Source organism: Phytohabitans houttuyneae (genome assembly GCF_011764425.1).
GTDB classification, from domain to species: Bacteria; Actinomycetota; Actinomycetes; order Mycobacteriales; family Micromonosporaceae; genus Phytohabitans; species Phytohabitans houttuyneae.
In genome coordinates, this window is record NZ_BLPF01000003.1 from 328,631 (window position 1) to 353,135 (window position 24,505).

21 protein-coding genes and 1 pseudogene are annotated in these 24,505 nt (G+C 71.2%); 7 read left to right on the forward strand and 15 right to left on the reverse strand.

Annotated elements, in window-relative coordinates:
* Window positions 1-20: 20 nt before the first annotated feature.
* The 4 genes and pseudogenes from Phou_RS36530 to Phou_RS36545 form a co-directional block, all read right to left on the reverse strand.
* On the reverse strand, window positions 21-1,382 hold the full coding sequence (locus tag Phou_RS36530) for a glycoside hydrolase family 36 protein (RefSeq protein ID WP_218579430.1): 1,362 nt from the start codon (window positions 1,380-1,382) through the stop codon (window positions 21-23).
* A 209-nt stretch (window positions 1,383-1,591) separates the two neighbouring features.
* Window positions 1,592-2,941: an ABC transporter substrate-binding protein gene (locus Phou_RS36535; protein WP_173065837.1), complete on the reverse strand. Its 1,350-nt coding sequence runs from the start codon at window positions 2,939-2,941 to the stop codon at window positions 1,592-1,594.
* 49 nt (window positions 2,942-2,990) lie between these two features.
* Window positions 2,991-3,874: pseudogene (locus tag Phou_RS36540) on the reverse strand (carbohydrate ABC transporter permease).
* 12 nt (window positions 3,875-3,886) lie between these two features.
* Window positions 3,887-4,768 carry a carbohydrate ABC transporter permease gene (locus tag Phou_RS36545; RefSeq protein ID WP_173065840.1) on the reverse strand — a complete coding sequence of 294 codons (882 nt, stop codon included), beginning with the start codon at window positions 4,766-4,768 and terminating at the stop codon, window positions 3,887-3,889.
* A 147-nt stretch (window positions 4,769-4,915) separates the two neighbouring features.
* Between Phou_RS36545 and Phou_RS51580 the strand changes: the two genes are divergently transcribed.
* Genes Phou_RS51580 through Phou_RS36565 form a run of 5 tightly spaced genes read left to right on the forward strand, consistent with a single transcriptional unit; the run spans window position 4,916 to window position 13,390 of the window.
* Window positions 4,916-5,953, forward strand: coding sequence for a hypothetical protein (locus tag Phou_RS51580; RefSeq protein ID WP_218579431.1), 1,038 nt, complete (start codon window positions 4,916-4,918; stop codon window positions 5,951-5,953).
* A complete protein-coding gene (locus Phou_RS51585; RefSeq protein ID WP_218579432.1) occupies window positions 5,950-6,822 on the forward strand; it encodes a DUF4832 domain-containing protein in 873 nt (290 codons plus the stop codon). The genes Phou_RS51580 and Phou_RS51585 overlap by 4 nt, the downstream gene beginning before the upstream one ends.
* A gap of 20 nt (window positions 6,823-6,842) precedes the next feature.
* Window positions 6,843-8,195 carry a DUF4832 domain-containing protein gene (locus tag Phou_RS36555; protein ID WP_173065842.1) on the forward strand — a complete coding sequence of 451 codons (1,353 nt, stop codon included), beginning with the start codon at window positions 6,843-6,845 and terminating at the stop codon, window positions 8,193-8,195.
* A 14-nt stretch (window positions 8,196-8,209) separates the two neighbouring features.
* Window positions 8,210-10,870 carry a fibronectin type III domain-containing protein gene (locus tag Phou_RS36560; protein WP_173065845.1) on the forward strand — a complete coding sequence of 887 codons (2,661 nt, stop codon included), beginning with the start codon at window positions 8,210-8,212 and terminating at the stop codon, window positions 10,868-10,870.
* Between the two features lie 12 nt (window positions 10,871-10,882).
* Window positions 10,883-13,390 (forward strand): DUF4832 domain-containing protein, encoded by a 2,508-nt coding sequence (locus tag Phou_RS36565; RefSeq protein WP_173065847.1) that lies wholly within the window; start codon window positions 10,883-10,885, stop codon window positions 13,388-13,390.
* Between the two features lie 32 nt (window positions 13,391-13,422).
* Here the strand turns inward: Phou_RS36565 and Phou_RS51590 are convergent, their stop codons facing one another.
* Window positions 13,423-13,884 (reverse strand): zinc-binding metallopeptidase family protein, encoded by a 462-nt coding sequence (locus Phou_RS51590; protein ID WP_218579433.1) that lies wholly within the window; start codon window positions 13,882-13,884, stop codon window positions 13,423-13,425.
* Between Phou_RS51590 and Phou_RS51595 the strand changes: the two genes are divergently transcribed.
* Complete coding sequence (locus Phou_RS51595) at window positions 13,850-14,278, forward strand: hypothetical protein (RefSeq protein WP_218579434.1); 429 nt, start codon at window positions 13,850-13,852, stop codon at window positions 14,276-14,278. The two genes, Phou_RS51590 and Phou_RS51595, sit on opposite strands and share 35 nt — an antisense overlap.
* 199 nt (window positions 14,279-14,477) lie before the next feature.
* On the opposite strand, the gene Phou_RS36575 is transcribed toward Phou_RS51595, so the two are convergent.
* Window positions 14,478-15,722 (reverse strand): aminotransferase class V-fold PLP-dependent enzyme, encoded by a 1,245-nt coding sequence (locus Phou_RS36575; protein WP_173065850.1) that lies wholly within the window; start codon window positions 15,720-15,722, stop codon window positions 14,478-14,480.
* Here Phou_RS36575 and Phou_RS36580 point away from each other — a divergent pair.
* Complete coding sequence (locus Phou_RS36580) at window positions 15,721-17,112, forward strand: aminotransferase-like domain-containing protein (RefSeq protein ID WP_173065853.1); 1,392 nt, start codon at window positions 15,721-15,723, stop codon at window positions 17,110-17,112. The genes Phou_RS36575 and Phou_RS36580 overlap by 2 nt on opposite strands.
* Window positions 17,113-17,256: 144 nt before the next feature.
* Here Phou_RS36580 and Phou_RS36585 read toward each other — a convergent pair whose 3' ends face one another.
* The 9 genes from Phou_RS36585 to Phou_RS36625 are packed head-to-tail and all read right to left on the reverse strand — an operon-like array spanning window position 17,257 to window position 24,502.
* Window positions 17,257-17,487, reverse strand: coding sequence for a hypothetical protein (locus Phou_RS36585; protein ID WP_173065856.1), 231 nt, complete (start codon window positions 17,485-17,487; stop codon window positions 17,257-17,259).
* 13 nt (window positions 17,488-17,500) lie between these two features.
* Window positions 17,501-17,956 carry a MaoC family dehydratase gene (locus Phou_RS36590; RefSeq protein ID WP_173065859.1) on the reverse strand — a complete coding sequence of 152 codons (456 nt, stop codon included), beginning with the start codon at window positions 17,954-17,956 and terminating at the stop codon, window positions 17,501-17,503.
* A gap of 11 nt (window positions 17,957-17,967) precedes the next feature.
* Window positions 17,968-19,461, reverse strand: a complete 1,494-nt coding sequence (locus Phou_RS36595; protein WP_173065861.1) for an acyl-CoA synthetase — start codon at window positions 19,459-19,461, stop codon at window positions 17,968-17,970.
* Entirely contained in the window at window positions 19,454-20,332 is an 879-nt protein-coding gene (locus Phou_RS36600) for an amidohydrolase family protein (RefSeq protein WP_173065864.1), read from the reverse strand. The genes Phou_RS36595 and Phou_RS36600 overlap by 8 nt, the downstream gene beginning before the upstream one ends.
* Window positions 20,329-21,213 carry an SDR family NAD(P)-dependent oxidoreductase gene (locus Phou_RS36605; RefSeq protein WP_425571217.1) on the reverse strand — a complete coding sequence of 295 codons (885 nt, stop codon included), beginning with the start codon at window positions 21,211-21,213 and terminating at the stop codon, window positions 20,329-20,331. Before Phou_RS36605 ends, Phou_RS36600 begins: the two co-directional genes overlap by 4 nt.
* A 25-nt stretch (window positions 21,214-21,238) precedes the next feature.
* Window positions 21,239-22,195 (reverse strand): branched-chain amino acid ABC transporter permease, encoded by a 957-nt coding sequence (locus tag Phou_RS36610; protein ID WP_173065867.1) that lies wholly within the window; start codon window positions 22,193-22,195, stop codon window positions 21,239-21,241.
* Window positions 22,192-23,058 carry a branched-chain amino acid ABC transporter permease gene (locus Phou_RS36615; RefSeq protein WP_173065870.1) on the reverse strand — a complete coding sequence of 289 codons (867 nt, stop codon included), beginning with the start codon at window positions 23,056-23,058 and terminating at the stop codon, window positions 22,192-22,194. The genes Phou_RS36610 and Phou_RS36615 overlap by 4 nt, the downstream gene beginning before the upstream one ends.
* Window positions 23,055-23,735 (reverse strand): ABC transporter ATP-binding protein, encoded by a 681-nt coding sequence (locus tag Phou_RS36620; RefSeq protein ID WP_218579435.1) that lies wholly within the window; start codon window positions 23,733-23,735, stop codon window positions 23,055-23,057. The genes Phou_RS36615 and Phou_RS36620 overlap by 4 nt, the downstream gene beginning before the upstream one ends.
* Entirely contained in the window at window positions 23,732-24,502 is a 771-nt protein-coding gene (locus tag Phou_RS36625) for an ABC transporter ATP-binding protein (protein ID WP_173065873.1), read from the reverse strand. The genes Phou_RS36620 and Phou_RS36625 overlap by 4 nt, the downstream gene beginning before the upstream one ends.
* Window positions 24,503-24,505: the final 3 nt, after the last annotated feature.

A 24,505-nucleotide genomic window follows, 5' to 3' on the forward strand; every position in this document is an offset into this window, starting at 1 on the left:
TCGATCTTTACAAATAGTTGTCAGGAGATTGGGTAGGCCTGCGCCGCCGGTGAGATCGCCGCGGTGAAGTCGGCCTCCCGCCCGTCGACGGTGTACCGGTACCGGCCCAGCCGCCGGATCTCCGGCCGCGCCGACAGGTAGCCGGCCATGTCCTCCAGCTCGGTGGGGGACAGCCAGCTCGGCGGGTCGGAGACCGCGCGGAAGCGGCAGATGTCCGCGAGGTCGCGCAGCCAGGCCAGCTGCTGGTCGGTGAGCAGGTTGAGCCGGCTGCGGAAGTACACGACGTCGGGGTCGACCTCGGCCAGCGGCTGGTGCCACAGGCGGTGCAGCGTGTTGACGACGGCGTTGCGGGCCATGGCGTCGGAGGGGTCGTCGCTGGCGTAGTTCTGCCACATGGGCGCGACGTCGGGGCCGCTGCGCAGCCCGTCCAGGATGCCCAGCGAGGGCAGCAGGATCGCGCCGCTGCCCAGCAGGTACACGTCGTCTCCGGCGACCTCGCGGATGAGCGCGAGTGCGTCGCGGTAGCTCTGCTCGCGCTCGCCGCCGCCGGCGCGCACCCCGGGCACCGCGCCGGCGTTGACGAAGTCGAGCTTCAGGTACCGGAAGCCCCACTCGTGCACGACCCGCTGGGTCAGCTCGGCGAGGAAGTCGCGGGTGGCCGGCAGGGACAGGTCGAGGGCGTGGTAGCCGCCGCCCCAGTTGTGGCCCGCGACCACCGGCTCGCCGCGGGCGTCCCGCAGCAGCAGCGACGGGTACCGTTGGGCGAGCTGCGAACCCGGCAGCGCGATGAACGGGGCCAGCCACAGCCCCGGCGTCATGCCCGCGTCGGTAATGCGGTCGGCCAGTGCCCGCATGCCGGACGGGAACTTGTGGTTGGGCTGCCAGTCGCCGACCAGCCGCTCCCAGCCGTCGTCGACCTGGACGACGTCGAAGGGCAGGCCCCGCAGGTCGTCGACGTCCTTGGCGAGCTGCTGCTCGGTGATCGTCTCGTAGTACGCGTACCAGGAGCACCAGACGTTGCCGGCGCGGCGGGTGCGGCTGCCCAGCCGGTCGGCCAGCTGCCGGGCGTACGCGGCGAACACCTCGTCCTCCGGCCCGTACGCGGCGAACCACGGCTGGGCGCCGTGCTCGTACCAGCCGGCGATGGTGTCGCGGTCGGCGGACAGCCGCGGCGTGCCGAGGCCGAGCGCGCCGAGCAGCAGCACGTTGCCGTCGCCGGCGTCGATGGCAGCCACGGCGGAGGAGTGGTGGCGGGCCGGGTCGTCCCAGGTGTCGTCGTCGGCGGTGACGCGGCGCCGCGGGTCGGCGATGCGCAGCGGCGGCTCGGCCAGGCGCCGCCATCCGCAGGGGCTCCACGAGTTCTGCCCGTGCCGGTAGAACAAGGCGTCGCCCAGTCCGTGCAGTAGGGCGACCCGACCGGGGGTAGGATCAGGCCCCCGTCGGCTGCTTGCGGGCTGCCGGGGCCGTCGTGTTCGAGGGCGAAGGTGCGCCCGGCGAGCGCGATGAGCAGTGCCATTGTTCTCCTTGGCGGTTGAGAGCCCGTCCCCGGCCGCGAGGGCCGGGGACGGGTGGAGTCGTAACCGGGAGCTACCTACTTGAAGAGGGCGTTGACCTGCTCGTTGGCCTTCTTCAGGGCGGTGGCCGAGTCGGTCTGGCCGAGCACCGACGACTGGATGGCGTCCTGCACGATCTGGCTGATCTCGGTGCCGTGTTCGGTGATGGGCAGGAAGAAGGTGCCGCCGGGCGCGGTGGCCTCGTCGATGAACGGCTGCACGTCGCGGCCCTTGCTCTGATGCGCGGCCAGGGCCTTGTCGCTGGCCGCCTTGATGGCGGGGAAGACGACACCGTTGCCGCCGACGATGTTCTGGCAGTCGGGCGAGGCGAGGAACTTGACCCACTTCCAGGCGGCGTCCTTGTGCTCGGTGCCGGCCCAGATCGCGTCGGAGAGGCCGTTGATCGCGGACTTGCGGCCCTGCGGCCCGGCCGGCAGCGGTGCGAACGCGAACTTCGCCTTCGCCGAGTCACCGAGGTACGTGTTGATCGTCCACGAGCCGGAGATGGTCATCGCGGACTTGCCGGCGTTGAGCAGCGCGTCGATGCCGAGCGTCGACGCCTTGTCCAGCGGCGGGCTGTAGCCCTTGGCAATCAACGACTTGAACCAGTCGATGGTCTGCGCCAGCCGCGGGTCGTCGTACTTGTACTGCGTGCCCCACGGGTTCTTGTCCAGGTAGGTGAAGCCGAGGGAGGCGGCGAGGTTGCCCCAGCCGTTCTGGCCCTGCGAGCCGTCCTTCCACTCCGGCTGGTACCCGTAAATCTTGACCTTGGTCTTGTCGAAGGCGGGGTCGAGGCCGTTGCGGCCGTTGGCGTCGACCGTGGCCTTGGCGATCACCTGCTGGAAGGTGCCGCCGTCGGTGGGGTTCCAGGTCAGATCCTTCAGCTGGGCCGGGTCGATGCCCTGCGCCTTGAAGTGGTCGGTGTTGTAGACGATCGCCATGGTGTCCCAGTCCTTCGGCAGGCCGTACCGCTTGCCGTCCTTGGTGAACAGGTCGGCCAGGCCCGCCTGGTACTGGGACAGGTCGACGCCGTCGGCGTCCACATAGGGCTGGATGTCCAGGATCTGTCCCGAGGTGACGAACTGCGGGTAGTACGAGCCCTGGTTGGTCCACACGTCCGGCGGCTCGCCGGCGGCGAGCTGGGTGGTGAGGTTCTGCCAGTACTGGTCCCACGCCGACTGCGAGATCTGGACGGTGATGGTGGGGTTGGCGGTGTGGAACGCGTCCGCGCAGGCCTGGTACGACGCCTTCTGGTTGTCGTCCCACAGCCAGTAGTCGAGGGTCACGTTTCCGCCGGAGTCGCCGCCGCCGGACTCGGAGCATGCGGCCAGGCCGGCCGTGACGGCCAGCGACAGCAACGCTGCCCCGGCGCGTGATCTGCGAATCATGGTTCCTCTTCTCTGGGGAGCGGTGGAATCGATGGGAGCGGTGCGGGGTTCATTTGCTGCCGGTGAAGTTGAGGGACTGGACCAGCCGCTTGCCCACGAAGATGAGCAGGACCAGGACGGGGATGACGGACAGCGTCGAGGCGGCCATCAGGCCGGTCCAGTCCGGTTGGGTGTTGGGTGACTGCTGCCGGAAGACGCCGAGTGCGACGGTGACGAGGCGGTTCTGCTCGCCGCGGCCGACCAGCAAGGGCCAGAGGAAGTCCTTCCAGGCCCACACGGTGGTGGTGAGCCCGATGGTGATCAGCGGGCCGCGGCTCATCGGCAGCGCGATCCGCCAGAAGATCCCCATGCGCCGTTGCCGTCGAGGATCGCCGCCTCCTCGACGTCGCGCGGCAGCGACAGGAAGAACTGGCGCAGGAAGAACACGGCGAACGGGGTCATCAGGATGGTCGGCGCGACCATGCCGGCCATCGTGTTCATCAGGCCGAGCTCCTTGACCAGGATGAAGTTGGGCAGGAGCGTGAAGATCGGCGGCACCATGAGCGCGCCGATGACGATCGCGAAGACAAGGTCGCGGCCGGGGAAGCGCAGCCGGGCGAAGGCGTAGCCGGCCATCGCGCAGAACAGCGTCTGGAACGACGCGATCAGTCCGCAGTAGACGATCGAGTTGAGCAGGTAGCGGGCGAAGTTGATGTGCGCGCCGGAGCCGCCGGCGGCGCGCGCCTCGGCCTCGGTGGTCAGGCCGAGCACCCGGGCGAAGTTGACGAGCGTCGGGTCGCGCGGCAGCAGGCCGGCGTTGTCGGTGTAGAGGTCGGCGGCGGGGGTGAGCGCGGTGCGGACCATCCACCAGAACGGGAAGATGGTGACCACGATGACCGCGACGAGGACGGCCCACGCCAGCAGCCGGCCGGGGGTGAGTTTCTTGCGGCGCATGCGTCAGGCCTCCTACGCCAGATCCGACCGGGACGCGCGCAGCAGGCGCATCTGTATCGCGGTGAGTACGCCGAGGATGAGCGCGAGGCAGATGGCCGCGGCGGAGGCGTAGCCCATGTGGAAGTACGTGAATGCCTGCTGGTAGATGTAGTAGTAGATGACGCGGGTGGCGGAGACCGGTCCGCCGAACGTGGTCACCGCGACGGTGTCGAAGATCTGGAACGACCCGATCAGGGAGACCACCAGCACCAGCGCCAGGACCGGGCGCAGCAGGGGCAGTGTGATGCGGCGGAACATCCGCCACTCGCCGGCGCCGTCGATGGCGGCGCCTTCGTAGAGGTACTGCGGGATCTGCAGCATCCCGGCGTACAGCAGCAGTGCGGTGTAGCCGGTGTACGCCCAGGTGTTGACGGCGGCGATGGACGGCATCGCCCAGGTCGCGTCGACGAAGAAGCCGACCGGGCCCGCGCCGAACGCGTTGAGCAGGTGGTTGACGAAGCCGAGGTTGGTGTCGAGCAGCCACATCCACAGCAGGCCGACGGTGACGTTGGGGACCAGCCACGGCAGCAGCAGCGTGGCGCGCAGCACGACCGACCGGGTCAGCCGGTGCATCAGCGCCGCGATGCCGAGGGCCAGCACCGTCTGCGACCCGATGTTGAGCACCACGTACCAGGCCGTGACGAGCAGCGCGTTCCAGAACTGGCTGTCGTGCGCGAGCTTGACGTAGTTGTCCGCGCCCACGAACGAGGGCGTGTTGAGCATGGTGTAGTCGGTCACCGAGTACCAGATGCCGCGGGCGGCCGGGTAGCCGTAGAAGATGGCGAACCCGAGCAGCACGGGCAGCAGGAACCACCACGCCGCGCGACGGTCGTCGCGCCGTTTTGTCGACCTCATCCTCGCCTCTGGTCCGATCCTCGCCTCTGATCCGGTGTCCGGGTTGGCTCTTGCCAGCCGCCCCGCTCTCGAATAATGATGTAGTCCTTCGAAATTTTGTCAACACCTCTTCGTATTGCTTCGGTAACGCCAGGAGGGTGACCAGTCATGAACTTCCGCGTACTCGGCGCCGCCATCGCCGGCGCCGCCCTGGTGCTCGCCGGCTCCGTCCCGGCTCAGGCGGCACCGGCCGGCCCGCCACCACGCCCCGCGCCACCGGCCAGCCCCGACCCGGCGCTGCAGGTCCACCCGCTGACCGCGGCCCCCGGACCGCTGGACAACCCGCTCAAGGGCTGGGCGAGGTTCTACTCACCCGGCGCCAACCAGAACGCCGGCTACCCCCACTCGCTGACCTGGGGCTACTTCGGCCTGTCCGAGATCATGACCAGCGCGTCGAACTGCGCCGCGTACAACTGGTCCATCGTGGACAGCATGCTGGCCGAGACCGCCGGCTATGGCAACCAGGCCGCGATCCGCATCTACATGACCTATCCAGGCGGTACCGGCAGCCACCCCGCCAACGCGATCCCGCCCTGTTTCAACGGCAACGTCGCCAACCGCGCCGACACCTACTGGAACGTCACCCATCCCGACTACAACAGCCCGTTCCTGCTCAACGCTCTGAGAAGCTTCATCGCGGCGTTCGGCGCCCGCTACGACGGCGACCCCCGGCTCGGCTTCATCCACATGGGACTTGTCGGGCTGTGGGGCGAGTGGCACACCTGGCCGTACGACAGCGACACCGCCGACGGGCGCCCCAACTACATGCCCAGCGACGCCAACGGCGCCCAGCTCGTGGCCGCGTTCGACAGTGCGTTCAACACCACCAAGCTGGAGATCAGGTACCCGGACGTGGCCGGGGGAGCGGCGAACAGCCGCGAGATCGGCTACCACGACGACTCGTTCTGCTACCGGGAAGGCTCACCGCTGCAGGGCGTCACCCTGCCCGCGTCTCTGGGCGGCGCCTCCTACGCGCAGCTGCAACGCACCCTCGCCGCCGGCACCGAAAACAAATGGACCACCAGCTCGATGGGGGCGAGGTCCGGCCGGAGATCCAGGCCACGGCCTTCCAGCACTGGCCGGGCGGCGCCGGCAACGTCGACAACCTCAAGGCGTGCGTCGAGCTCGAGCACGCCACCTGGATGATCAACGAGCAGAGCGGCAACTACCCGGCCGGCGACGCGAACGTGGGCGCCGCCGTCCGGCTCATGGGCTACAACCTCACCGTCCACAATGCCTACTTCAGGAACACCGCCAGCGGTACCACAAGCGTCGGCGTGCAGATCGGCAACAGCGGCGTGGCCCCGTTCTACTACCCGTGGACGGTCACCCTCGGCCTGAAGAACAGCGCCGGCACCGTCGTGCGCACCTGGGACACACCCTGGAACCTGCGCACGGTACAGCCGCTGACGATCCGCAACTTCCCCGAGTGGAACGCCGGCGCCGACCCCAGCTACCGCGACTTCGGCTACCGGCAGTACTTCCAGCACACCGTCGACCTGTCCGGCGTCGCGCAGGGCGGCTACCAGTGGGTGATGCGGGTCAAGAACCCGCTCGAGGCGGTGAGCGCCAGCGCCAAGAAGCTGCGCTTCGCCAACGCCACGCAGCAGGCCGACGGCTGGCTCGGCCTCGGCTCCGTCACCGTCGGCACCGGCGGCGGCACCCCCGTCACGTACGAGGCCGAGGCGTCCGGCAACACCCGCACCGGCGGCGCGGTCGTGGCCACCTGCGGCGCCTGCTCGGGCGGCGCGAAGGTCGGCTACATCGGCAACGGCGCCACGCTTGTCGTCAACGGTGTCCCCGCCGGCACCCGGAGCGTCACCATCCACTACCTGTCGGCCGTGGCGCGTACCGCGCTCGTGAACGGCCAGTCGGTCAGCTTCGCCCCGACCGGCAGCTGGGACACGCTCGGCTCCACCACCGTCACGGTCACCGTCGCTGCCGGCGGCAACACGGTCACCATCGCCAACCCCACCGGCTGGGCACCCGACATCGACCGCATCACCGTCACCTGAAGCCCCGAAGGAACCCCACCATGAGAAGATCAGTGCGCCTCGCGGTCGCCGCGCTGGCGGCCCTCACCCTCGCGTCCGGCACCCCCGCGGTCGCCTCCGGTCCACAGTGGAAGCAGCTGTCCTACGCGCCCGCGCCGGCCGACAACCCGCTCAAGGGCTTCATGCCGTACGCCGGCAGCTACCAGACCTTCCCGTACAGCATGGAGTGGTTCTACCTGCCGCTTCGCGACGTCATGACCGGGCCGAGGCAGTTTCGCTGGGACGCCCTCGAACGGCAGCTCAACGACGTGGCCGCCCGCGGCCACCAGGCCGTCTTCCGGTTCTACGTCGACTACCCGGGCAAGCCCACCGGCATCCCGCAGTACCTGCTGGACCAGGGCCTGCTCACCCGCCCCTACCCCGACTTCGGCAACAACGGGGTCAGCGTCGCCCCCGACTACAGCGACCCGCGGCTCGTCTCCGCCCTGGAAACGTTCGTCACCGCCCTCGGCCGCCGGTACGACGGCGACCCGCGCATCGGGTTCATCACCCTGGGCCTGATCGGCTTCTGGGGTGAGTGGCACACCTGGCCCTACGACGGCTGGACCCAGCCCGAAAACTGGATGCCCAGCACCGAGATACTCACCAGCCTGCTCGGCCGCTACGAGGCCGCGTTCGACAGGACCCGGCTGCTGGCCCGCTACCCGAGCCCGGAAAACAAGGACCTGGCGATCGGGTACCACGACGACTCGTTCGCGTTCGAGACGCTGCCACCCACGTCGTGGCACTTCGTGCAGCGCCTCATCGACCAGGGCGTCACCGAGAAGTGGCGCCAGGAGCCGATCGGCGGCGAGCTGCGCCCCGAGATCCAGTCCTGCCTGTGGGACCAGCCGGTCAGCTGCGGGCAGTACGAGGACTACGCCGAGTCCGTCGCGCAGACCCACGCCTCCTGGCTGATCAGCCACGCGGCGTTCGCCGGCGAGGGCTTCACCGGCGACAAGTACTTCCGCGCCCTGGCCGCCTCCAAGTCCCTCGGCTACGAGCTGACCGTCACCGAGGCGGCCCTGTCCCGCGACCGGGTGTCGGTGCGCGTGGCCAACCGCGGCGCCGCGCCGTTCTACTACGACTGGCCCGCCGAGCTGGCCGCCGTCGACAGCCAGGGGCGGATCGTCCGGCGCTGGCACACCTCCTGGAGCGTGGCCGGCATCCAGCCCGGCCAGGACCCCGCGCAGCTGTCCACCCGCATCGACACCCGCGGCCTGCGCGCAGGCGACTACGACCTCGTCATGCGGGTGGCGAACCCGCTGCGCGGCGGCATCCCGCTGCGCTTCGCGAACACCGCACAGGACAACCACTCCGGCTGGCTCAACCTCGGCACCGTCACCACCCGATGAAGGGAGCACGGTTCATGCCATCGGTACGCAAGCTGCTGCTCGCCACCACCGCGGCCGCAACGGCCCTCGTCCTGGTCTCCACCGGCGCGGCCGCGGCGCCCGCCGGTCCACCCACCCGCCCGCCGGCAGGACCCGGCCCCGACACGAGCCTCGCCACCCACACCTACGCCTACGCCGAGGCCCCGATCGGCCAGCCGCTGAAGGGCATCGCGCCGTACCTGTTCCCCGGCGACAACCTGTCCACGAAGTTTCCCGGCGGCCTGGTGTGGAGCTACTTCGCCCTCAACGAGGTGATGAAGGACCCCAACAGCTGTTCGGTCTTCGACTGGAGCGTCTTCGAGAAGGCGCTGGACGAGGCCGCCGTCTGGGGCCGGCAGGTCGCGTTCCGCTTCTACGTCGAGTACCCCGGCGGCAGCGGCACCCACCCCGGCAACGGCATCCCGCCCTGCCTGAACGGCAAGATGGCGCTGCGCACCAACGGCTTCTGGGGCACGGTCAGCCCCGACTACGACGACCCCGACGTCATCGCCGCGCTCACCAGCTTCATCAACGCCTTCGCCCAGCGCTACGACCACGCCGGTCCCGGCGGCACCGCCGACCCGCGTGTCGGGTTCATGTCGCTGGGTCTGGTCGGCCTGTGGGGTGAGTGGCACACCTGGCCGTACGACCGCGACCCGGCCGACGGCTACCCCAACCTGATGCCCACCGACACCACGATCCGCACGCTCATCGGCGCGTACGACAGCGCGTTCGACAACATCCAGCTCGAGGTCCGCTACCCGCTCGCCGGCACCGAGAACGCGAACATCGGCTTCCACGACGACTCCTGGCCGTACAAGGAGTTTCGCGGCGGCCAGCTCAAGAGCATGACCCTGCCGGCCTCGATGAACGGCTGGGACGACGCGTTCCTCCAGCTCCAGCTCAACACCGGCACCGAAAACCGGTGGGTCACCCAGTCGATCGGCGGCGAGGCCCGCCCGGAGATCCAGGGGAGCCTGTACGCCAACTGGCCCGGCGGCTCCGGGCAGGTCGACGACGTGCTCGCCGCCACCGAGCTCACCCACATCACTTGGATGATCAACCAGACCGGGGCCGGTGGGTACAGCACCAGTGACCCGAAGGTGGCCGCGGGCGTCCGCAAGCTGGGCTACAACCTGCACATCCCGCAGGCCAACTTCAACGCCACCGCGTCCGGCACCTTCAAGGTCGGCGTCACGATGCAGAACAACGGCGTCGCACCGTTCTACTACCCGTGGACCACCGTGATCGGCCTGCGCAACTCCGCCGGCACGATCGTCAAGACCTGGGACACGAGCTGGGACCTGCGCCAGGTACAGCCGCTGCGGATCCGGGCCTTCCCCGACTGGGGCGTGGGCGCCGACCCCACCTACCTGGACTTCGGCCGCCCGGTCAACTTCTCGGCCAACCTCAGCACCGCTGGTGTTCCCGCCGGCTCGTACAGCCTCGTGCTCAAGGTCCGCAACCCCCTCGAAGCGGTCACCCCGGACGTGCTGCGCGCCCGGCCCGCCGCGAGCCGGCTGACCGACTGGATCATCGACCAGTGGCGCCCGGCGATCCCGCTGTCGTTCGCCAACACTAACCAGGGCGCCGACGGCTGGGTCAACCTGGGCTCGCTGACCACCGGCTCCTGCACGGGTGACTGTGTGGCGCCGTCGGTGCCGTCGGGTCTTGTGGTGTCGGGGGTGACGAACACGAGTGTGTCGTTGTCGTGGTCGGCGTCTTCGGACAACGTTGGTGTGACGGGTTATCAGGTGTGGCGTGACGGTGTGCTTGCGGGTTCGCCGTCTGGTACGTCGTTCACGGACTCGGGTCGTTCGCCGGGTCAGTCGTATCAGTACGCGGTGCGTGCGGTGGATGCCGCGGGTAACGTGTCCGGTTCGTCGGCTGCGGTGTCGGCGACGACGAGTGGTTGTTCCGGGGACTGCACGGCGCCGTCGGCGCCGGTGCTGTCGTCGCCGGGCAAGACGGACACGTCGGTGTCGTTGTCGTGGACGGCTGCTTCGGACAACGTTGGCGTGACGGGCTATGAGGTGTTCCGCGGGTCGACGTTGGTGGGCAGTCCGACTGGGACGTCGTTTACCGACATCGGTCTCGGCGCGTCGACCAGTTATGGCTACACGGTGCGGGCGCGTGACGCGGCGGGCAACCGGTCGGCGGCCAGCAACACCGTCACGGTCACGACCAACGCGGTGACGACCGGACTGGTGCTGGACAACTTCGACGGCACCCCGGCCTATCCGTCGGCTTCACAGAATGACCTGGGGAAGTGGACCGGTGGCAACTGCTTCCTGGACGGTGGCGGCTCGGGTGTGGTGAGCGGTGGTGCCCTGAGTTTGCGGTACAACAACTGTGGTTGGTTCGGCTCTGACGTGGGGGTGGATCTGAGCGGCTACACCTATCTGGTGGTGCGGGTTAAGGGTGCGGCCGGGGGAGAGCAGGCCCACTTCAACCTCGGGCTGGGTGGGGTGACGAAGGTGTTCGGTGACTTCACTGTGGATGGTGGTGGCCGTCCGGTGATCACCACCGGCTATCAGGACATCCGGATTCCGTTGGTGGCGAACGGGATCAGTCGCAACTCGCCGTCTCAGCTGGCGATGGGCTTCTGGTACGGCGGCAGCTCCACCATCACCATCGACCAGATCACCTTCCAGTAGAGGGAAGGGACAATGCTGACACGAACCCTGCGCACGCTCGCCGCGGCCGTCCTGCTCGCCGGCCTGGGAGCGGTGGCGGTCGGTGCCTCGCCCGCGCACGCCGCCACCGTCACCTACGAGGCCGACCTCGGCACCGCGTTCGCCAACCCGGAACGCGGCTACCACAACAGATACGAGATCATCAACGACCCGGCGGTCAACGACTACGTCAACGCCGCCACGATCCCCGGATTCAACCCCGACCTGCTCGACCGGACCTTCGCCCGCGCCAAGGCCAACGGCAACACGCTCATCCACAGCTACGTGCACCTGGACAAGTACAAGACCCAGCCGCTGCCACAGGCCCTGCTGGACAACCTGGCGTCCGGGCTGGCGGCTGTCCGCGCGGCGGGCATGAAGGCTGTCCTGCGGCCGGCCTACACCTGGGACGGCTACGTCAACGTCGACGAAGCCCGGATCCTCGGCCACATCACCCAGATCAACGCCGTCATCAGCGCGAACGCCGACGTCGTGCTGCACCTGGAGACCGGCTACCTCGGCGCCTGGGGCGAATGGCACACCGGCGGCCTGACCAACCCGTCCTCGGTCGAGGAGGCGCCCGCCCGCTACCGGATCATGAAGAGGATCGCGGACACCACACCGGCGAGCATCCCGCTCGCGATGCGCTACCCGATCTACATCAAGGAGATGGTCGAGCCCACCACCTGCGTCGTCCCCGAAGGCTGCACGCTCACCCAGGCGCAGAAGGACCGGGTCAGCTTCCACAACGACTGCTTCCTCGCCGACTACAACGACATGGGCACCTACGACAACCCGTCCTGGATGGGCTGGTTCTACGTCGAGCAGAAGAAGCAGTGGATGTACGACCTGGCCACCTCGACCGGGCACAACAAGATGGTCGGCGGCGAGACGTGCGGCGCCGACGGCTACAACGACGCCGCCTGCGTCAACGCGCAGACCGAGATGCAGAAGCTCAACTTCACCGAGATCAACGAGGACTACGCCGCGGTCAACACCGACAAGTGGAAGGCGGCCAACCTCGCCGCCAGCGGCAGCGATCCCGCCGAGACCTGCTTCGTGCGCATCAAGCGCAAGCTCGGGTACCGGCTACGGCTGCTCGACGCCACCTTCCCGACCACGGTCAGCCCCGGCGGCGGCCTCAGCCTCACCGCACACCTGCACAACGACGGGTGGTCCGGGCTGATCAAGAACCGACCCGTGTACCTGGTGCTCGAGAACGCCGGCCACCGCTACAACCTGCCGCTGCCCGCGGTCGACCCCCGCGCGTGGCTCGCCGGCCCGAGCACGATCAGCACGAGCGTCACGCTGCCGGGCGGCGCCGCGGCCGGCACGTACAAGCTGGCGCTCTGGCTGCCCGACCCCAGCACAGGCCTGCAGTCCCGTCCCGAGTACTCGATCCGGCTCGCCAACACCGGCACCTGGGACGCGGCCAAGGGCTACAACGTGCTGTCCAACGCGGTCACCGTCGGCTCTTGCACCGGCGACTGTGTCGCCCCGTCGGTGCCGTCGGGTCTTGTGGTGTCGGGGGTGACGAACACGAGTGTGTCGTTGTCGTGGTCGGCGTCTTCGGACAACGTTGGTGTGACGGGTTATCAGGTGTGGCGTGACGGTGTGCTTGCGGGTTCGCCGTCTGGTACGTCGTTCACGGACTTGGGTCGTTCGCCGGGTCAGTCGTATCAGTACGCGGTGCGTGCGGTGGATGCCGCGGGTAACGTGTCCGGTTCGTCGGCTGCGGTGTCGGCGACGACGAGTGGTTGTTCCGGGGACTGCACGGCGCCGTCGGCGCCGGTGCTGTCGTCGTCGGGGAAGACTGATTCGACGGTGTCGTTGTCGTGGACGGCTGCTTCGGACAACGTTGGTGTGACGGGCTATGAGGTGTTCCGCGGGTCGACGTTGGTGGGCAGTCCGAGTGGGACGTCGTTTACCGACATCGGTCTCAGCGCGTCGACCAGTTATGGCTATACGGTGCGGGCGCGGGACGCGGCGGGGAACCGGTCGGCGGCCAGCAACACCGTCACGGTCACGACCAACGCGGTGACGACCGGACTGGTGCTGGACAACTTCGACGGCACCCCGGCGTATCCGTCGGCTTCACAGAATGACCTGGGGAAGTGGACCGGTGGCAACTGCTTCCTGGACGGTGGCGGCTCGGGTGTGGTGACCGGTGGGGCGTTGAGTTTGCGGTACAACAACTGTGGTTGGTTCGGCTCTGACGTGGGGGTGGATCTGAGCGGCTACACCTATCTGGTGGTGCGGGTTAAGGGTGCGGCCGGGGGAGAGCAGGCCCACTTCAACCTCGGGCTGGGTGGGGTGACGAAGGTGTTCGGTGACTTCACTGTGGATGGTGGTGGCCGTCCGGTGATCACCACCGGCTATCAGGACATCCGGATTCCGTTGGTGGCGAACGGGATCAGTCGCAACTCGCCGTCTCAGCTGGCGATGGGCTTCTGGTACGGCGGCAGCTCCACCATCACCATCGACCAGATCACCTTCCAGTAAGGCAGGACACCGCCGCCGGGTGGCGCGAGCCGTCACCCGGCGGCGGAGCTGGCCAGCCAGCCGGCATCGCCCGGACCCCGTGACCGTCGCCGCTCGTCCGGGTCGAACGTGCCCAGGTGCGGGTAGCCGCTCTCGATCGTGCCGCCCGGCCGGCGGACGCCGAGAAACGAGAACGTGCCCGGCACCCGGTCGAGGAAGAGTGCGAAGTCCCCACCGTTGAAGGGGATCGCCGCTTGCAGCCTCGCGACCCGGTCGCGGCCGACCGCCCGCCGCAGGTGCCGCTCCAGCGCCAGGCCCTGCGGCTCCGGGCAGATCATCGCGGGGAAAGGCGCGTTCGGGAACGCGACCGACGCCGCGTCGACGGTTGCCGCGAGGCGGTGGATGCCGGCGCGGACCTCGCGGTACCGGTCCTCGGGCCAGCACCTCCGCCACCCCGACGCCCACGGTGGTGTGGATGTCGTGGCCGCACAGGTGGGCCGGCTGGTCGCCGCCACCCTGCTGGGCGTCCGGCGGTACCGCGTCCATATCCGCGCGGTAGGCCACGGTCCGGCGCGGCCGGCGCCGGTCGGTGAGCACCGCCACGACGCCGTGCCCGCCGACGCCGGTGGTGACGTCGAGGCCGGCCGCGCGGAGCCGCCGCGCGACGACGCCCGCGGTGCGGCGCTCCTGGCCCGCGGCCTCCGGATGCGCGTGGATGTCCCGGCGCAGCGCGACGAGCGAGCGCTCCAGCCGGGACGCGACGGCGTCCACCGGCTCCTGGTTGATGGGATGGATCCGCGCGGCGGCCGTCCAGCGGCGTTCGCCGCCCAGGCCGGTGCCAGCCCGGCCCCGGCCACCCCGGCGGCGGCACCGCCGAGCACCGCGCGCCGGCTGACCGTGCGATCTTGAACCGCGACATGCTTCCCCCGTCGATAGCGCCACTGCGACCGATCGATGAAAGCCTCTCCCATCCGGCCGGCGGCGCGCACTCCTCGCCAGCCGGCGTCCCGCCGGTAGGGCTGCCCGTACGACCGTCAATCCGTGCGCGCCGCACCTGGCTGTCCGACGGTCTCCCACCAGGCCCGACCGCCACGGTGGCCGTGCGTCGTCAGCGGGCCGCCGGGTGGAAGCGGCTCAGCTCCCCGACCGCCGCCACCACAGTGTCCACTTCGGACTCGGTGTTGTAGTAGTGCGGCGACAGGCGCAGCGCCCAGTCGACGTCCTTGTCGCCGAAGTCGAACTGGGCGAACTCGCGGAAGCTGAGCGCCGAGTTGACGCGGCGGGCGTCCATCGCGGCCTTGAACGGCTGGGGCAGCCAGTTGTCGATCGCGAACGTGACCACCGCACACAGCTGCGGCCCGCGGTCCAGCACGCGTACACCAGGGATCGCGGCCAGGCCATCCCGCAGGCGGGCGCCGAGCGCGGGGCTGCGCGCGGCGATGGCGTCGATGCCGACCCCGCGGGCGTACCGGGTGGCGGCCGCGCAGCCGAGCACGGTCGCGTACGGGAACTCCCACTCCTCGAAGCGCGCCGCGGTGTCCACCGGCTCGTACTGCTCCGGCGCGGTCCAGCGGGCGCCGTGCATGTCGATGAACAGCGGCTCGTACTCCCCGCTCAGCACCCGGTCGGAGACGTAGAGGAAGCCGGAGCCGCGCGGGCCGCGCAGGAACTTGCGGCACGTGGCCGCCAGGAAGTCCGCGCCGATCTCGGCCACGTCCAGCGGCAGCTGGCCGACGGACTGGCAGGCGTCCACGATGTACAGCAGGTCGAGCTCGCGGCAGTGCCGGCCGATCTCGGCGATCGGCTGTACCAGCCCGGAGTTGGTGGGCACGTGGGTGGCGGCGACGAGCCGCGGGCGGTGCCGCCGCATCAGGCCGGCCATCGCCGCCACGTCGACGCCGCCGCCGGGCAGGTCCGGTGCGTGCACGACGCGCACGCCGAAGCGCTTGCGCAGCGACAGGAACGCGATCTGGTTGGAGATGAAGTCGTCGCGGGTGGTGAGGATGACGTCGCCGGGCTCGAACGGGATCGACGACAGCGCGGTCGCGTACGCGTGGGTGCTGCTGCCGGCGAAGGCGATGTTGTCCGGTGAGGTGTTGATGAGCGCGGCGAGCTGCTGGTAGAACTCGCGGACCGAGGCCGCCCGCGCCGCCGACGCCTCGTAGCCGCCGATGCTCGCCTCCAGCGTCAGGTGGTCGACCATCGTGTCGAGCACCGGCCGGGCGAGCAGGCCGCAGCCGGAGTTGTTGAAATGGATGACCTGGTCCGCGCCGGGTGTGTCGGCCCGCAGGGCGTCGATGTCGAGCGGTAGCGGTGCATCGCCGAGCGCGATAGCGCTATCCTGTGGTCTCATGTCAGAGAGTAGCACTTCTCAGGCGCTGGTCACGAGCCTGCGTGACCTGCTCACCGGCATGGCTCCCGGCGACCGCCTGCCGAGCAGCCGCGAGCTGGTCGAGCGCTACCGGGTCAGCCCGGTGACCGTTTCCCGGGCCATCGCCGCGCTCGCCGCCGAGGGAGCGGTGGTGACCCGGCCCGGCAGCGGGACGTACGTGGCGCCCCGCTCCGCGCGCGGCCTCGTGGTCGCCGACACCGCGTGGCAGACGGTGGCGCTGGCCGACCGTTCGGTGGACACCCGGCACCTCGCCGACCCGCCGCCGCCGCCGGAGGGGACCGTGCGCCTCGACGGTGGGTACCCGAATCGTTCGCTGCAGCCGGTCCGCGCACTGAGCGCGGCGCTGGCCCGCGCCGCCCGCCGCCCGGACGCCTGGGACCGCGCACCGGCAAGCGGCCTGCCGGCCCTGCGCTCCGTCTTCGCCGCGCTCGTCGGCGGGGGAGCGACGGCGGACGACGTGCTCGTCACCGGCGGCGGGCAGGGCGCGCTGTCGGTCGCGTTCCGGGCGATCGCGGGGCCGGGCAGCCCGATCCTCGTCGAGTCGCCGACGTACCCGGGCGCGCTCACCGCGGCGCGCGCCGCCGGCCTGCGTCCGGTGCCGGTGCCGATGGACGCCGAGGGCATCCGGCCCGACCTGCTGGCCGACGCGTTCGCGATGACCGGTGCGCGCGTGCTCTACTGCCAGCCCACCCACCACAACCCCACCGGCGTGGTGCTCGCGCCGCGTCGCCGCGACCAGGTGCGGCAGGTCGCGCGGGCCGCCGGGGCGTTCCTGGTGGAGGACGACTTCGCCCGGCTGCTTGGCCACGGCACGCGGCCACCTCGCCCGCTGGCCGCCGACGACCCCGACGGCACGGTCGTGTACGTCACGTCACTGACCAAGCCCGCCGCGCCCAGCCTGCGGATCGGCGCGATCGTCGCGCGCGGCCCGGTGATGGAGCGGATGCGCGCTGTCCGCGCGGTGGACGACTTCTTCGTCACCCGCCCGCTGCAGGAGGCCGCCGTCGAGCTGGTCAGCGCACCCGCCTGGGAGCGGCACCTGCGCCAGCTCTCGCTGGACCTGCGCGAGCGGGCCGGCGCCCTGGCCGCCGCGCTCGTCCGCGACCGTCCAGACTGGACGGTCACGAGCATGCCGACCGGCGGGCTCCACCTGTGGCTGCAACTGCCCGCCGGCACCGACGTCACAGTCGTCGCCGACCAGGCCCGCCGCGCCGGGGTGACGGTGGACAGCGGCAACCGGTTCTTCGCCGCCGAGCCGCCCGCGCCGTACCTGCGCCTGACGTTCGCCGCGCCCGCCGACGGGGCCGAGCTGCTGGAGGGCGCCCGCCGCCTGGCCACGCTCCGGGAGTGACTCCATGATTCGGGCTACCGCGACGCCCGCGGTGGTCCGGACCGTTGCTCCCGCGGCACCTGGGGTTGGTGAGGCCCTGTCCGGACGCCACGGCCGCGGCGACCCGCGCCTTCAGCCGCGACGGCACACGCGTGGCCGCCGGCTTCAGCGTCTGGAACGCCACCAGCGGCGCCTCGAACCCGCCGGGCGTCCGCGGCCACCCGTCGCGATCAGGTCCGTCACCGGCACGTCCGCGCCGGCCAGCAGGACGGCGCCGTCGACGACGCGCCGCTTGGGATTGGGCTCGACCCCGGCCGGGTTGGCGCGCGCCAGGTGTACGGTCGTGGTGGTTCCAAAGTCGACACCCAACCGGTAGCCGGTCATGAGGCGCCGCACATGGACACGGGGCTCAGGGGACGTAGCGGTAAATCACCTCGGCGGCCGCGACCGGCTTGTCGCCGCCCTCGCGTTCCACCGTCATCGCGACGGTGAGGTCGACGGCGCCGGCGGCGGCCACGCGGACCGACTCGACGCGGGCGTGCAGCCGGATCTTCGAGCCGACCGGGAGCGGTGCGGGAAAGCGGACCTTGTTGAGCCCGTAGTTGACGCCCATGCCGATCCCGTCGATCCGCAGCAGCTCGCTCCACATCGGGACCAGCAGCGACACGGTCAGGTAGCCATGCGCGATCGTCCCGCCGAACGGGCCGCCACTGGCGCGCTCCGGGTCGACGTGGATCCACTGGTGGTCGTCGGTGGCGTCGGCGAAGCGGTCGATCCGGTCCTGGGTGATCTCCCACCAGTCGCCGGGCCCGAGCGTGGTGCCGGCGAGGGAAGTGAGCTCTTCGAGGCCGTGGACGGTGCGCATCCGGGCTCCTCCTAGGGTTGGTGGCGGGCGCGCAGCTCCTGCTTGAGGACCTTGCCGGACGCGGTCCGGGGCAGCCCTTCGGCGAGCACCACGCTCTTCGGGATCTTGTAGCGGGCTATCTTGCCGTCGAGGAAGGCGAGCAGCTGCGCCGGGTCGAGCCGCGCGCCGGCGCGGAGCACGACGACAGCCCGGCCGACCTCGCCCCACCGCTCGTCCGGCACGCCGATCACGGCGCACTCGGCGACGGCCGGATGCTGGTAGATCACGTCCTCGACCTCGGCCGGGTAGATGTTTTCGCCGCCCGAGATGATCAGGTCCTTGATCCGGTCGCGGATGTACAGGTATCCCTCGTCGTCGGCGACCGCGACGTCGCCGGTGCGCAGCCACCCGTCGCCGGTCAGCGCCGCGGCCGTCTCGGCCGGCTGCCCCCAGTAGCCGGCCATCACGTTGGGGCCCTGGATCTGCACCTCGCCGGGCTCGTGCGGCGCCACCGGCCCGCCGTCCGGCGCGGCCAGCCGCACGTCGGTGAAGAAGGACGGGGTGCCGGCCGAGCCGGCCTTGGCCGGGCTGTCGCCGGCCCGCAGGAACGTGGCGCCGGGCGCGGACTCGGTCAGGCCGTAACCCTGCATGAACGTCACGCCGCGCTGCCGGTACGTCGCGATGAGCGGCTCGGGCACCGGCGCGCCGCCGCAGATCGCGGAGCGGACCGAGGACAGGTCGGCCTCCGCCCACCGCGGCGACCGCGCGATGGCCTGGAACATCGCCGGTACACCGAACAGGAACGTCACCCGGTGCCGCTCGATCAGCTCCAGCGTCGCGTCCGGGTCGAAGGCGGACACCAGGATGGCGGTACCGCCCTTGCAGAACGTCGGCAGCACGGTCTGGTTGAGCGCGGCGACGTGAAACATCGGCGCGCTGACCAGCGTCACCTCGGTGCTGGTGATGTCGACGTCGACGAGGAGGTTGACCGTGTTCCAGGTGACGTTGGCGTGGGTGAGCATCACACCCTTGGGGCGGCCGGTGGTGCCCGAGGTGTACATGAGCATGCAGGTCTCGTCCGGCGCGACGGGCAGGTCGAGCGGCTCGGGCTCCACCGTGGACAGTGCCGCCTCGTAGCCGTCGAGGGACAGCTCGTAGGGCACGGTGGCCTTCAGCTCCTCCACCACGCCGGCCAGCCGGGGTGACCAGATCAGTGCGGCGGCGCCGCTGTCGCGCAGGATGTACGCCAGTTCGGGCGCGGCGAGGCGGGTGTTCAGCGGGACGAACGCGGCGCCCAGCACGCCGGTCGCGAGCAGCATCTCCAGGAGTGTGGGGTGGTTGGGCCCGAGGTAGGCGACGCGGTCGCCGCGGCCGATCCCGCGCGCGGCCAGCACGTGGGCCAGGCGGGCGGTCCGCTCGGCCACCTCGCGGTACGTGTACTCCCGGCCGTCGTGGACGACCGCGACGCGCTCCGGTGACATGCGGGCGCGTCGGGCGGCCCAGGAGCCGACTCCCTGGTTACGCATCGTTGCCTTCCAGGCCGAGGAGGCGTGCGGCGTTCTGCTTGAGTATTTTGGGCCGCACCTCGGGCCGGATGTCCAGCTTTTCGAAGTCGGCCAGCCACCGGTCCGGCGTGATGAGCGGAAAGTCGGAGCCGAAGAGCACCTTGTCCGACAGCAGCGTGTTGGCGTAGCGCACGAGCTGCGGCGGGAAGTACTTCGGCGACCAGCCGGACAGGTCGATGTGCACCAGCGGCTTGTGGGTGGCCACCGCGAGCGCCTCGTCCTGCCACGGAAACGACGGGTGCGCGATGACGATCCGCAGGTCGGGAAAGTCGGCGGCCACGTCGTCGAGGGCGAGGGGATTGGCGTACTTGAGCCGGATGCCACCCCCGCCCCGCACGCCCGCACCGATGCCGGTCTGTCCACTGTGGAAGAGAGCGACGGCGCCGGCGGCCTCGATCGCCTCGTACAGCGGGTAGCACATCCGGTCGTCGGGGTGGAACGCCTGCAGGCTGGGGTGGAACTTGAAGCCGCGCACGCCGTACCCGTCCAGCAGCGCCCGCACCTGGAGCAGGGCGTCGGCGCCGCGCCACGGGTCCACGCTGGCGAACGGGATGAGCACGTCGGCGTTGGCCGCGCAGGCCTCGGCGACCTCGTCGCTGGGTATCGGCGGGTGCCCGGTGGCGGTCCGCGCGTCGACGGTGAAGACGACGGCGGCCATCCGGCGCTCGCGGTAGTACGCCGCGATGTCCGCCACGGTGGGGGTGCGCGGGTGGTCGCCGCGGAAGTACCGGGCCGACGCGGCCATCAGCTCGGCCGGCAGCGACTGGTGGCCGTCCTTGCCGAGCTCGGCGTGTACGTGCACGTCGATGGCGACGAGCGCGCCGAGGTTCACGGGCGGGTGTCCCGGTGGCCCAGCGCGGTGGACCAGACGGCCGCGATGGTGGCGGCGTCCCAGCCGCCCTCGCGGATGGCGGTGGCCACCTCCTCGGGGTGGGACCAGAGCGTGAGGCGGTCGCCACCGATGCCGATCGCCTGACCGGTGATCTCGCCCGCCTCGGCCGAGGCGAGGAAGGCCACGAGCCCCGCCGCGTCGTCCGGCGTGCCGAAGCCTTCGCCGGTGCGCAGCCAGCCGGGCAGCGGTGTGCCGTCCGCCTGCCACGCCTCGACGTGCGGCGCGAAGGCGGGGATCGTCGCGGTCATCGCGGTCGCCGCGACGGGGATGACCGCGTTGACGGTGATCCCGGCGCGGGCGCATTCGAGGGCCCAGGTGCGCACCATGCCGACGATGCCCGCCTTCGCGCCGGAGTAGTTGGTCTGGCCGAGGTTGCCGCGCTGGCCGGCGGGGGAGCCCACGGCGATGATCCGGCCGCCCTGCCCCTGCTCGCGCATCCGCCGCACCGCCGCCCGCACGCAGGTGAACGTGCCGCGCAGGTGGACGGCGACGACCTCGTCGAAGTCATCGTCGGACATCTTCCACAGCATGCGGTCGCGCAGGATCCCGGCGTTGGTCACCAGCACGTCGAGGTGGCCGAAGGTGGCGACGGCCCGTTCGACGAGGCGTTCGGCGGTCTCGGTGGGGCCGACCGCGCCCGGCTCGGCGACCGCGGTACCCCCGTCGGCCTCGATCTGCTTGACCGCCGCGGCGGCCGCCGCCGGGTCGGCGTCGTTGACCACCACGCGGGCCCCGGCGGCGGCGAGCGCGGTCGCGTACGCCAGGCCGAGCCCGCGTCCCGCGCCCGTGACGACGGCCACCCGGCCGGTGAGGTCCACCATGCGTTGCTCCTTTCCGAGGATGCTGTTATCTGCGGAGGCGGATGCGGGCGTCCCGGGCGGCCGGCACGATCCCGCGTGGCAGGAACAGCACGACGAGCACGAGCACGACCGCGTAGACCGCGTACGAGAGCACGCTCGGCGCGTAGCTGGGCATGCCGGGCTGGGTGCCGATCGTGGTGAGCAGCTGGACGAGCAGCATGATCGCGGTGGCGCCGGCGACCGCGCCCCAGACGGTGCCCATGCCGCCGACGACGGCCATCACCACGTACTCGATCGACAGCAGGATCGGGAACGAGCCGGGGGCCAGATAGCCGAGGTAGAAGGCGTAGACGCCGCCGGCGAGCCCGGCGAACGCCGCGGAGAGGGCGAACACGGCGAGGCGGTAGCGCCCCACCGGCACGCCGCTGGCCGCCGCGGCGACCTCGCTGGTGGCGAGTGCCCGCAGGCCGCGCCCGGGCCGCGAGGCCATCACGTTGGCGGTGACCAGCACGGCCAGGCCGAGTGCGGCCCAGGCGAGGTACGCGTAGCCGAGGTCGCCGGCGAGCTCGTATCCGCCGATCGAGAGCCGGGGGATGCCCTGCAGGCCGATCGCGCCCCCGGCCCACTCGCCGCGGGCCAGCAGCGACAGCAGGATCAGCTGCGTGGCGAGGGTGGCGAACGCGAGGTGGTGACCGCGCAGCCGCAGCAGGGAGACCCCCACGACGGTGGCGGACAGCGCCGCCACGACCGGGGCCGCCGCGAGGCCGGCGAGGGTGGGCGCGCCGTGCACGGACAGCAGGCCGGCGGTGTACGCCCCGATCGCGTAGAACGACGCCTGGCCGAGCGAGACCTGCCCGGCGTACCCCATCAGCAGCGACAGGCCGACGGTGACGGTCGCGGCGAGGCCGAGCAGCGTGAAGACCGCGAGGTGGCTGCTGGACAGCAGCGGCGGCAGGGCCAGCACGAGCGCGACCGCCGCGGCGACCGGCAGGTGGCGTCTCATCCCGGCATCGCCTCCTGCTGTGAGGTCGGGGTCCGCGCGGCCTGGACCACCATGACCGCGAGCATCAGGCCGAGTGCCAGCTCCAGCTGGTACGCGCCGCCGCCGTAGCCGGCGATCACCGTCTGCGCGACGCCGAGCAGCAGCCCGCCGGCGAGCGTGACGGCGGGGCGTGTCAGTCCGCCGAGGACGGCGGCGGCGAAGCCGTTGACGATCAGGGTGACGTCGCTGTCGAACGTGACCTGCTGTACCGGCGTGACGAGCACTCCGGCGAGGCCGCCCAGCGCGCCGCCGAGCCCGAACGACAGCAGCCCCATCCGGGTCACGTCGATGCCGACGACCCGCGCGGCGTACCGGTTGGACGCGCAGGCGGACAGCGCCTTGCCCAGGTCGGTGCGGGCGAAGAAGGCGGCGAGGAGGGCGAAGACCGGCAGGGTCACGCCGATGACGAGCAGGTAGTGGGTGGGCACCCGGGCGCCGGCGACGTGCGTCGAGCCGGCCAGGCCGGGAAAGGACCGGGGCTGGTCGCCCCAGATCAGGACCTCGACGGCGTACGCGAACACGCCGAGCCCGAGCGTCACGATGAGCGCCGCGCGGGGGCTGGTGCCCGGCTTGCCGATGGCGATCACGCCGACGACGAGGCCGACCGCGGCCGCCGCGGCGACGGCGACAAGCTCCGCGGCACCGTGCGGCAGCCCGCTCGCGAGCAGTGTCGAGGTGAGCATGGCGGCGATGACCGCGAACGCGCCCTGCGCGAAGTTGACCACGCGGGTGACCCGGTAGATGACCACGAGGCCGCTGCCGACCAGCGCGAAGCCCGCGCCGATGCCGGCGCCGGTGAGCAGGTACTCCAGCAGCTGGCTCACCGTGCCGCCTCCACCGGTCCGCCCAGGTAGGCGGCGGCGACCCGGCTGTCCGCCGCGAGCTGGGCTGCCGGGCCTTCGGCGACCACCCGGCCGGCCTCCAGCACGTACGCCCGGGTGCACAGCTCCAGCGCCATCCGCGCGTTCTGCTCGATGAGCAGCACGGCCAGCCCGCGCTCGCGGTTGAGCTCGCGCAGGTGCCGGACGAGGCTGGCGACGACCATCGGTGCCAGACCGAGGGAGAGCTCGTCGACCGCGAGCAGGTCCGGGCGGGCCATCAGCGCCCGGCCGACGGCGACCATCTGCTGCTGGCCGCCGGAGAGCCGCCCAGCGCGCTGGCGGCGCAGCGGGGCCAGTTCGGGGAACACCTCGTAGACGTGGCCGGTGTCCCGACCGCGCCGCCCGTTGCGCCAGCCGCCCAGCCGCAGGTTGTCGTCGACGGTCAGGTCGGCGAACATCTCCCGCCCTTCCGGCACGTGGGCCAGCTGCCCTCCGATGTGGACGGTGCCGCTCGCCGGCCGGACGATGCCGGAGAGGGTGTTGACCAATGTGGACTTTCCGGCGCCGTTGGGTCCGATCAGCGCCACCAGCTCGGCCGCCTCGACGGCGAGGGTGACGCCGTCGAGCGCGGTCGCGGCGCCGTAGCGCACGACGAGGTCGTCGACCTGGAGCAGGCTCACGCGGCGGCCTCCTCGCCCAGGTACGCCGAGACGACCGCGGGATCCGCGCGGACCTGGGCGGCGGTGCCCTCGGCGAGGACCCGGCCCAGGTGCAGCACGGTGACCCGGTCGGCGAGCCGGGCGACGAAGGCCATGTCGTGCTCGACCAGGATCATCGCGAGGCCACCGGCGCGCAGCGCGTCGAGGAGGGTGGCGAGGGCCTGCCGCTCACCGGCGCGCAGGCCGGAGGCGGGCTCGTCGAGCAGGAGCAGCCTGGGCCGGCCGCACAGCGCGCGGGCCAGCTGCAGCGCGCGCTGCTGCCCCAGCGGGAGCGTCTCGGCGGGCCGGTCCGCCCAGTCTTCGAGGCCGACCCGCTCCAGGCACTCGGCCGCCCGGTCGCGGATCTCGCGCTCCTCCCGGCGGTGGGAGGGCGCCCGCAGCGCGGCGGCGACCAGGCCGGACCGGGTGGTCGCGTGGGCGCCGACCATCACGTTTTCCAGGGCGGTCATGCCGTGGAAGACCCGCGCGGCCTGGAAGACCACGCCGACGCCGAGGGCGGCGCGGCGGTGCGGGGCCAGCCGGTCGATCCGCTGCCCGTCCAGCGTGACGGTACCGGCGTGCGGGGGCAGCTGGCCGCCGACGAGGTTGAACACCGTGGACTTGCCCGCCCCGTTGGGGCCGATGAGGCCACGGAGCTGGCCGGGCGCGACGTCGAGGTCGACGTCGCGCACGGCGTACACGCCGCCGAAGGAGCGGCTGAGCCCGCGCACGGCCAGCAGAGGCGCCATCGA

Coding starts and splice junctions, on each gene's coding strand:
- Phou_RS36535 (WP_173065837.1), bottom strand. CDS start 2,941: ATGATTCGCAGATCACGCGCCGGGGCAGCGTTGCTGTCGCTGGCCGTC.
- Phou_RS36545 (WP_173065840.1), bottom strand. CDS start 4,768: ATGAGGTCGACAAAACGGCGCGACGACCGTCGCGCGGCGTGGTGGTTC.
- Phou_RS51580 (WP_218579431.1), top strand. CDS start 4,916: ATGAACTTCCGCGTACTCGGCGCCGCCATCGCCGGCGCCGCCCTGGTG.
- Phou_RS51585 (WP_218579432.1), top strand. CDS start 5,950: ATGATCAACGAGCAGAGCGGCAACTACCCGGCCGGCGACGCGAACGTG.
- Phou_RS36555 (WP_173065842.1), top strand. CDS start 6,843: ATGAGAAGATCAGTGCGCCTCGCGGTCGCCGCGCTGGCGGCCCTCACC.
- Phou_RS36560 (WP_173065845.1), top strand. CDS start 8,210: ATGCCATCGGTACGCAAGCTGCTGCTCGCCACCACCGCGGCCGCAACG.
- Phou_RS36565 (WP_173065847.1), top strand. CDS start 10,883: ATGCTGACACGAACCCTGCGCACGCTCGCCGCGGCCGTCCTGCTCGCC.
- Phou_RS36580 (WP_173065853.1), top strand. CDS start 15,721: ATGTCAGAGAGTAGCACTTCTCAGGCGCTGGTCACGAGCCTGCGTGAC.
- Phou_RS36575 (WP_173065850.1), bottom strand. CDS start 15,722: ATGAGACCACAGGATAGCGCTATCGCGCTCGGCGATGCACCGCTACCG.
- Phou_RS36590 (WP_173065859.1), bottom strand. CDS start 17,956: ATGCGCACCGTCCACGGCCTCGAAGAGCTCACTTCCCTCGCCGGCACC.
- Phou_RS36595 (WP_173065861.1), bottom strand. CDS start 19,461: ATGCGTAACCAGGGAGTCGGCTCCTGGGCCGCCCGACGCGCCCGCATG.
- Phou_RS36605 (WP_425571217.1), bottom strand. CDS start 21,213: ATGGTGGACCTCACCGGCCGGGTGGCCGTCGTCACGGGCGCGGGACGC.
- Phou_RS36610 (WP_173065867.1), bottom strand. CDS start 22,195: ATGAGACGCCACCTGCCGGTCGCCGCGGCGGTCGCGCTCGTGCTGGCC.
- Phou_RS36625 (WP_173065873.1), bottom strand. CDS start 24,502: ATGGCGCCTCTGCTGGCCGTGCGCGGGCTCAGCCGCTCCTTCGGCGGC.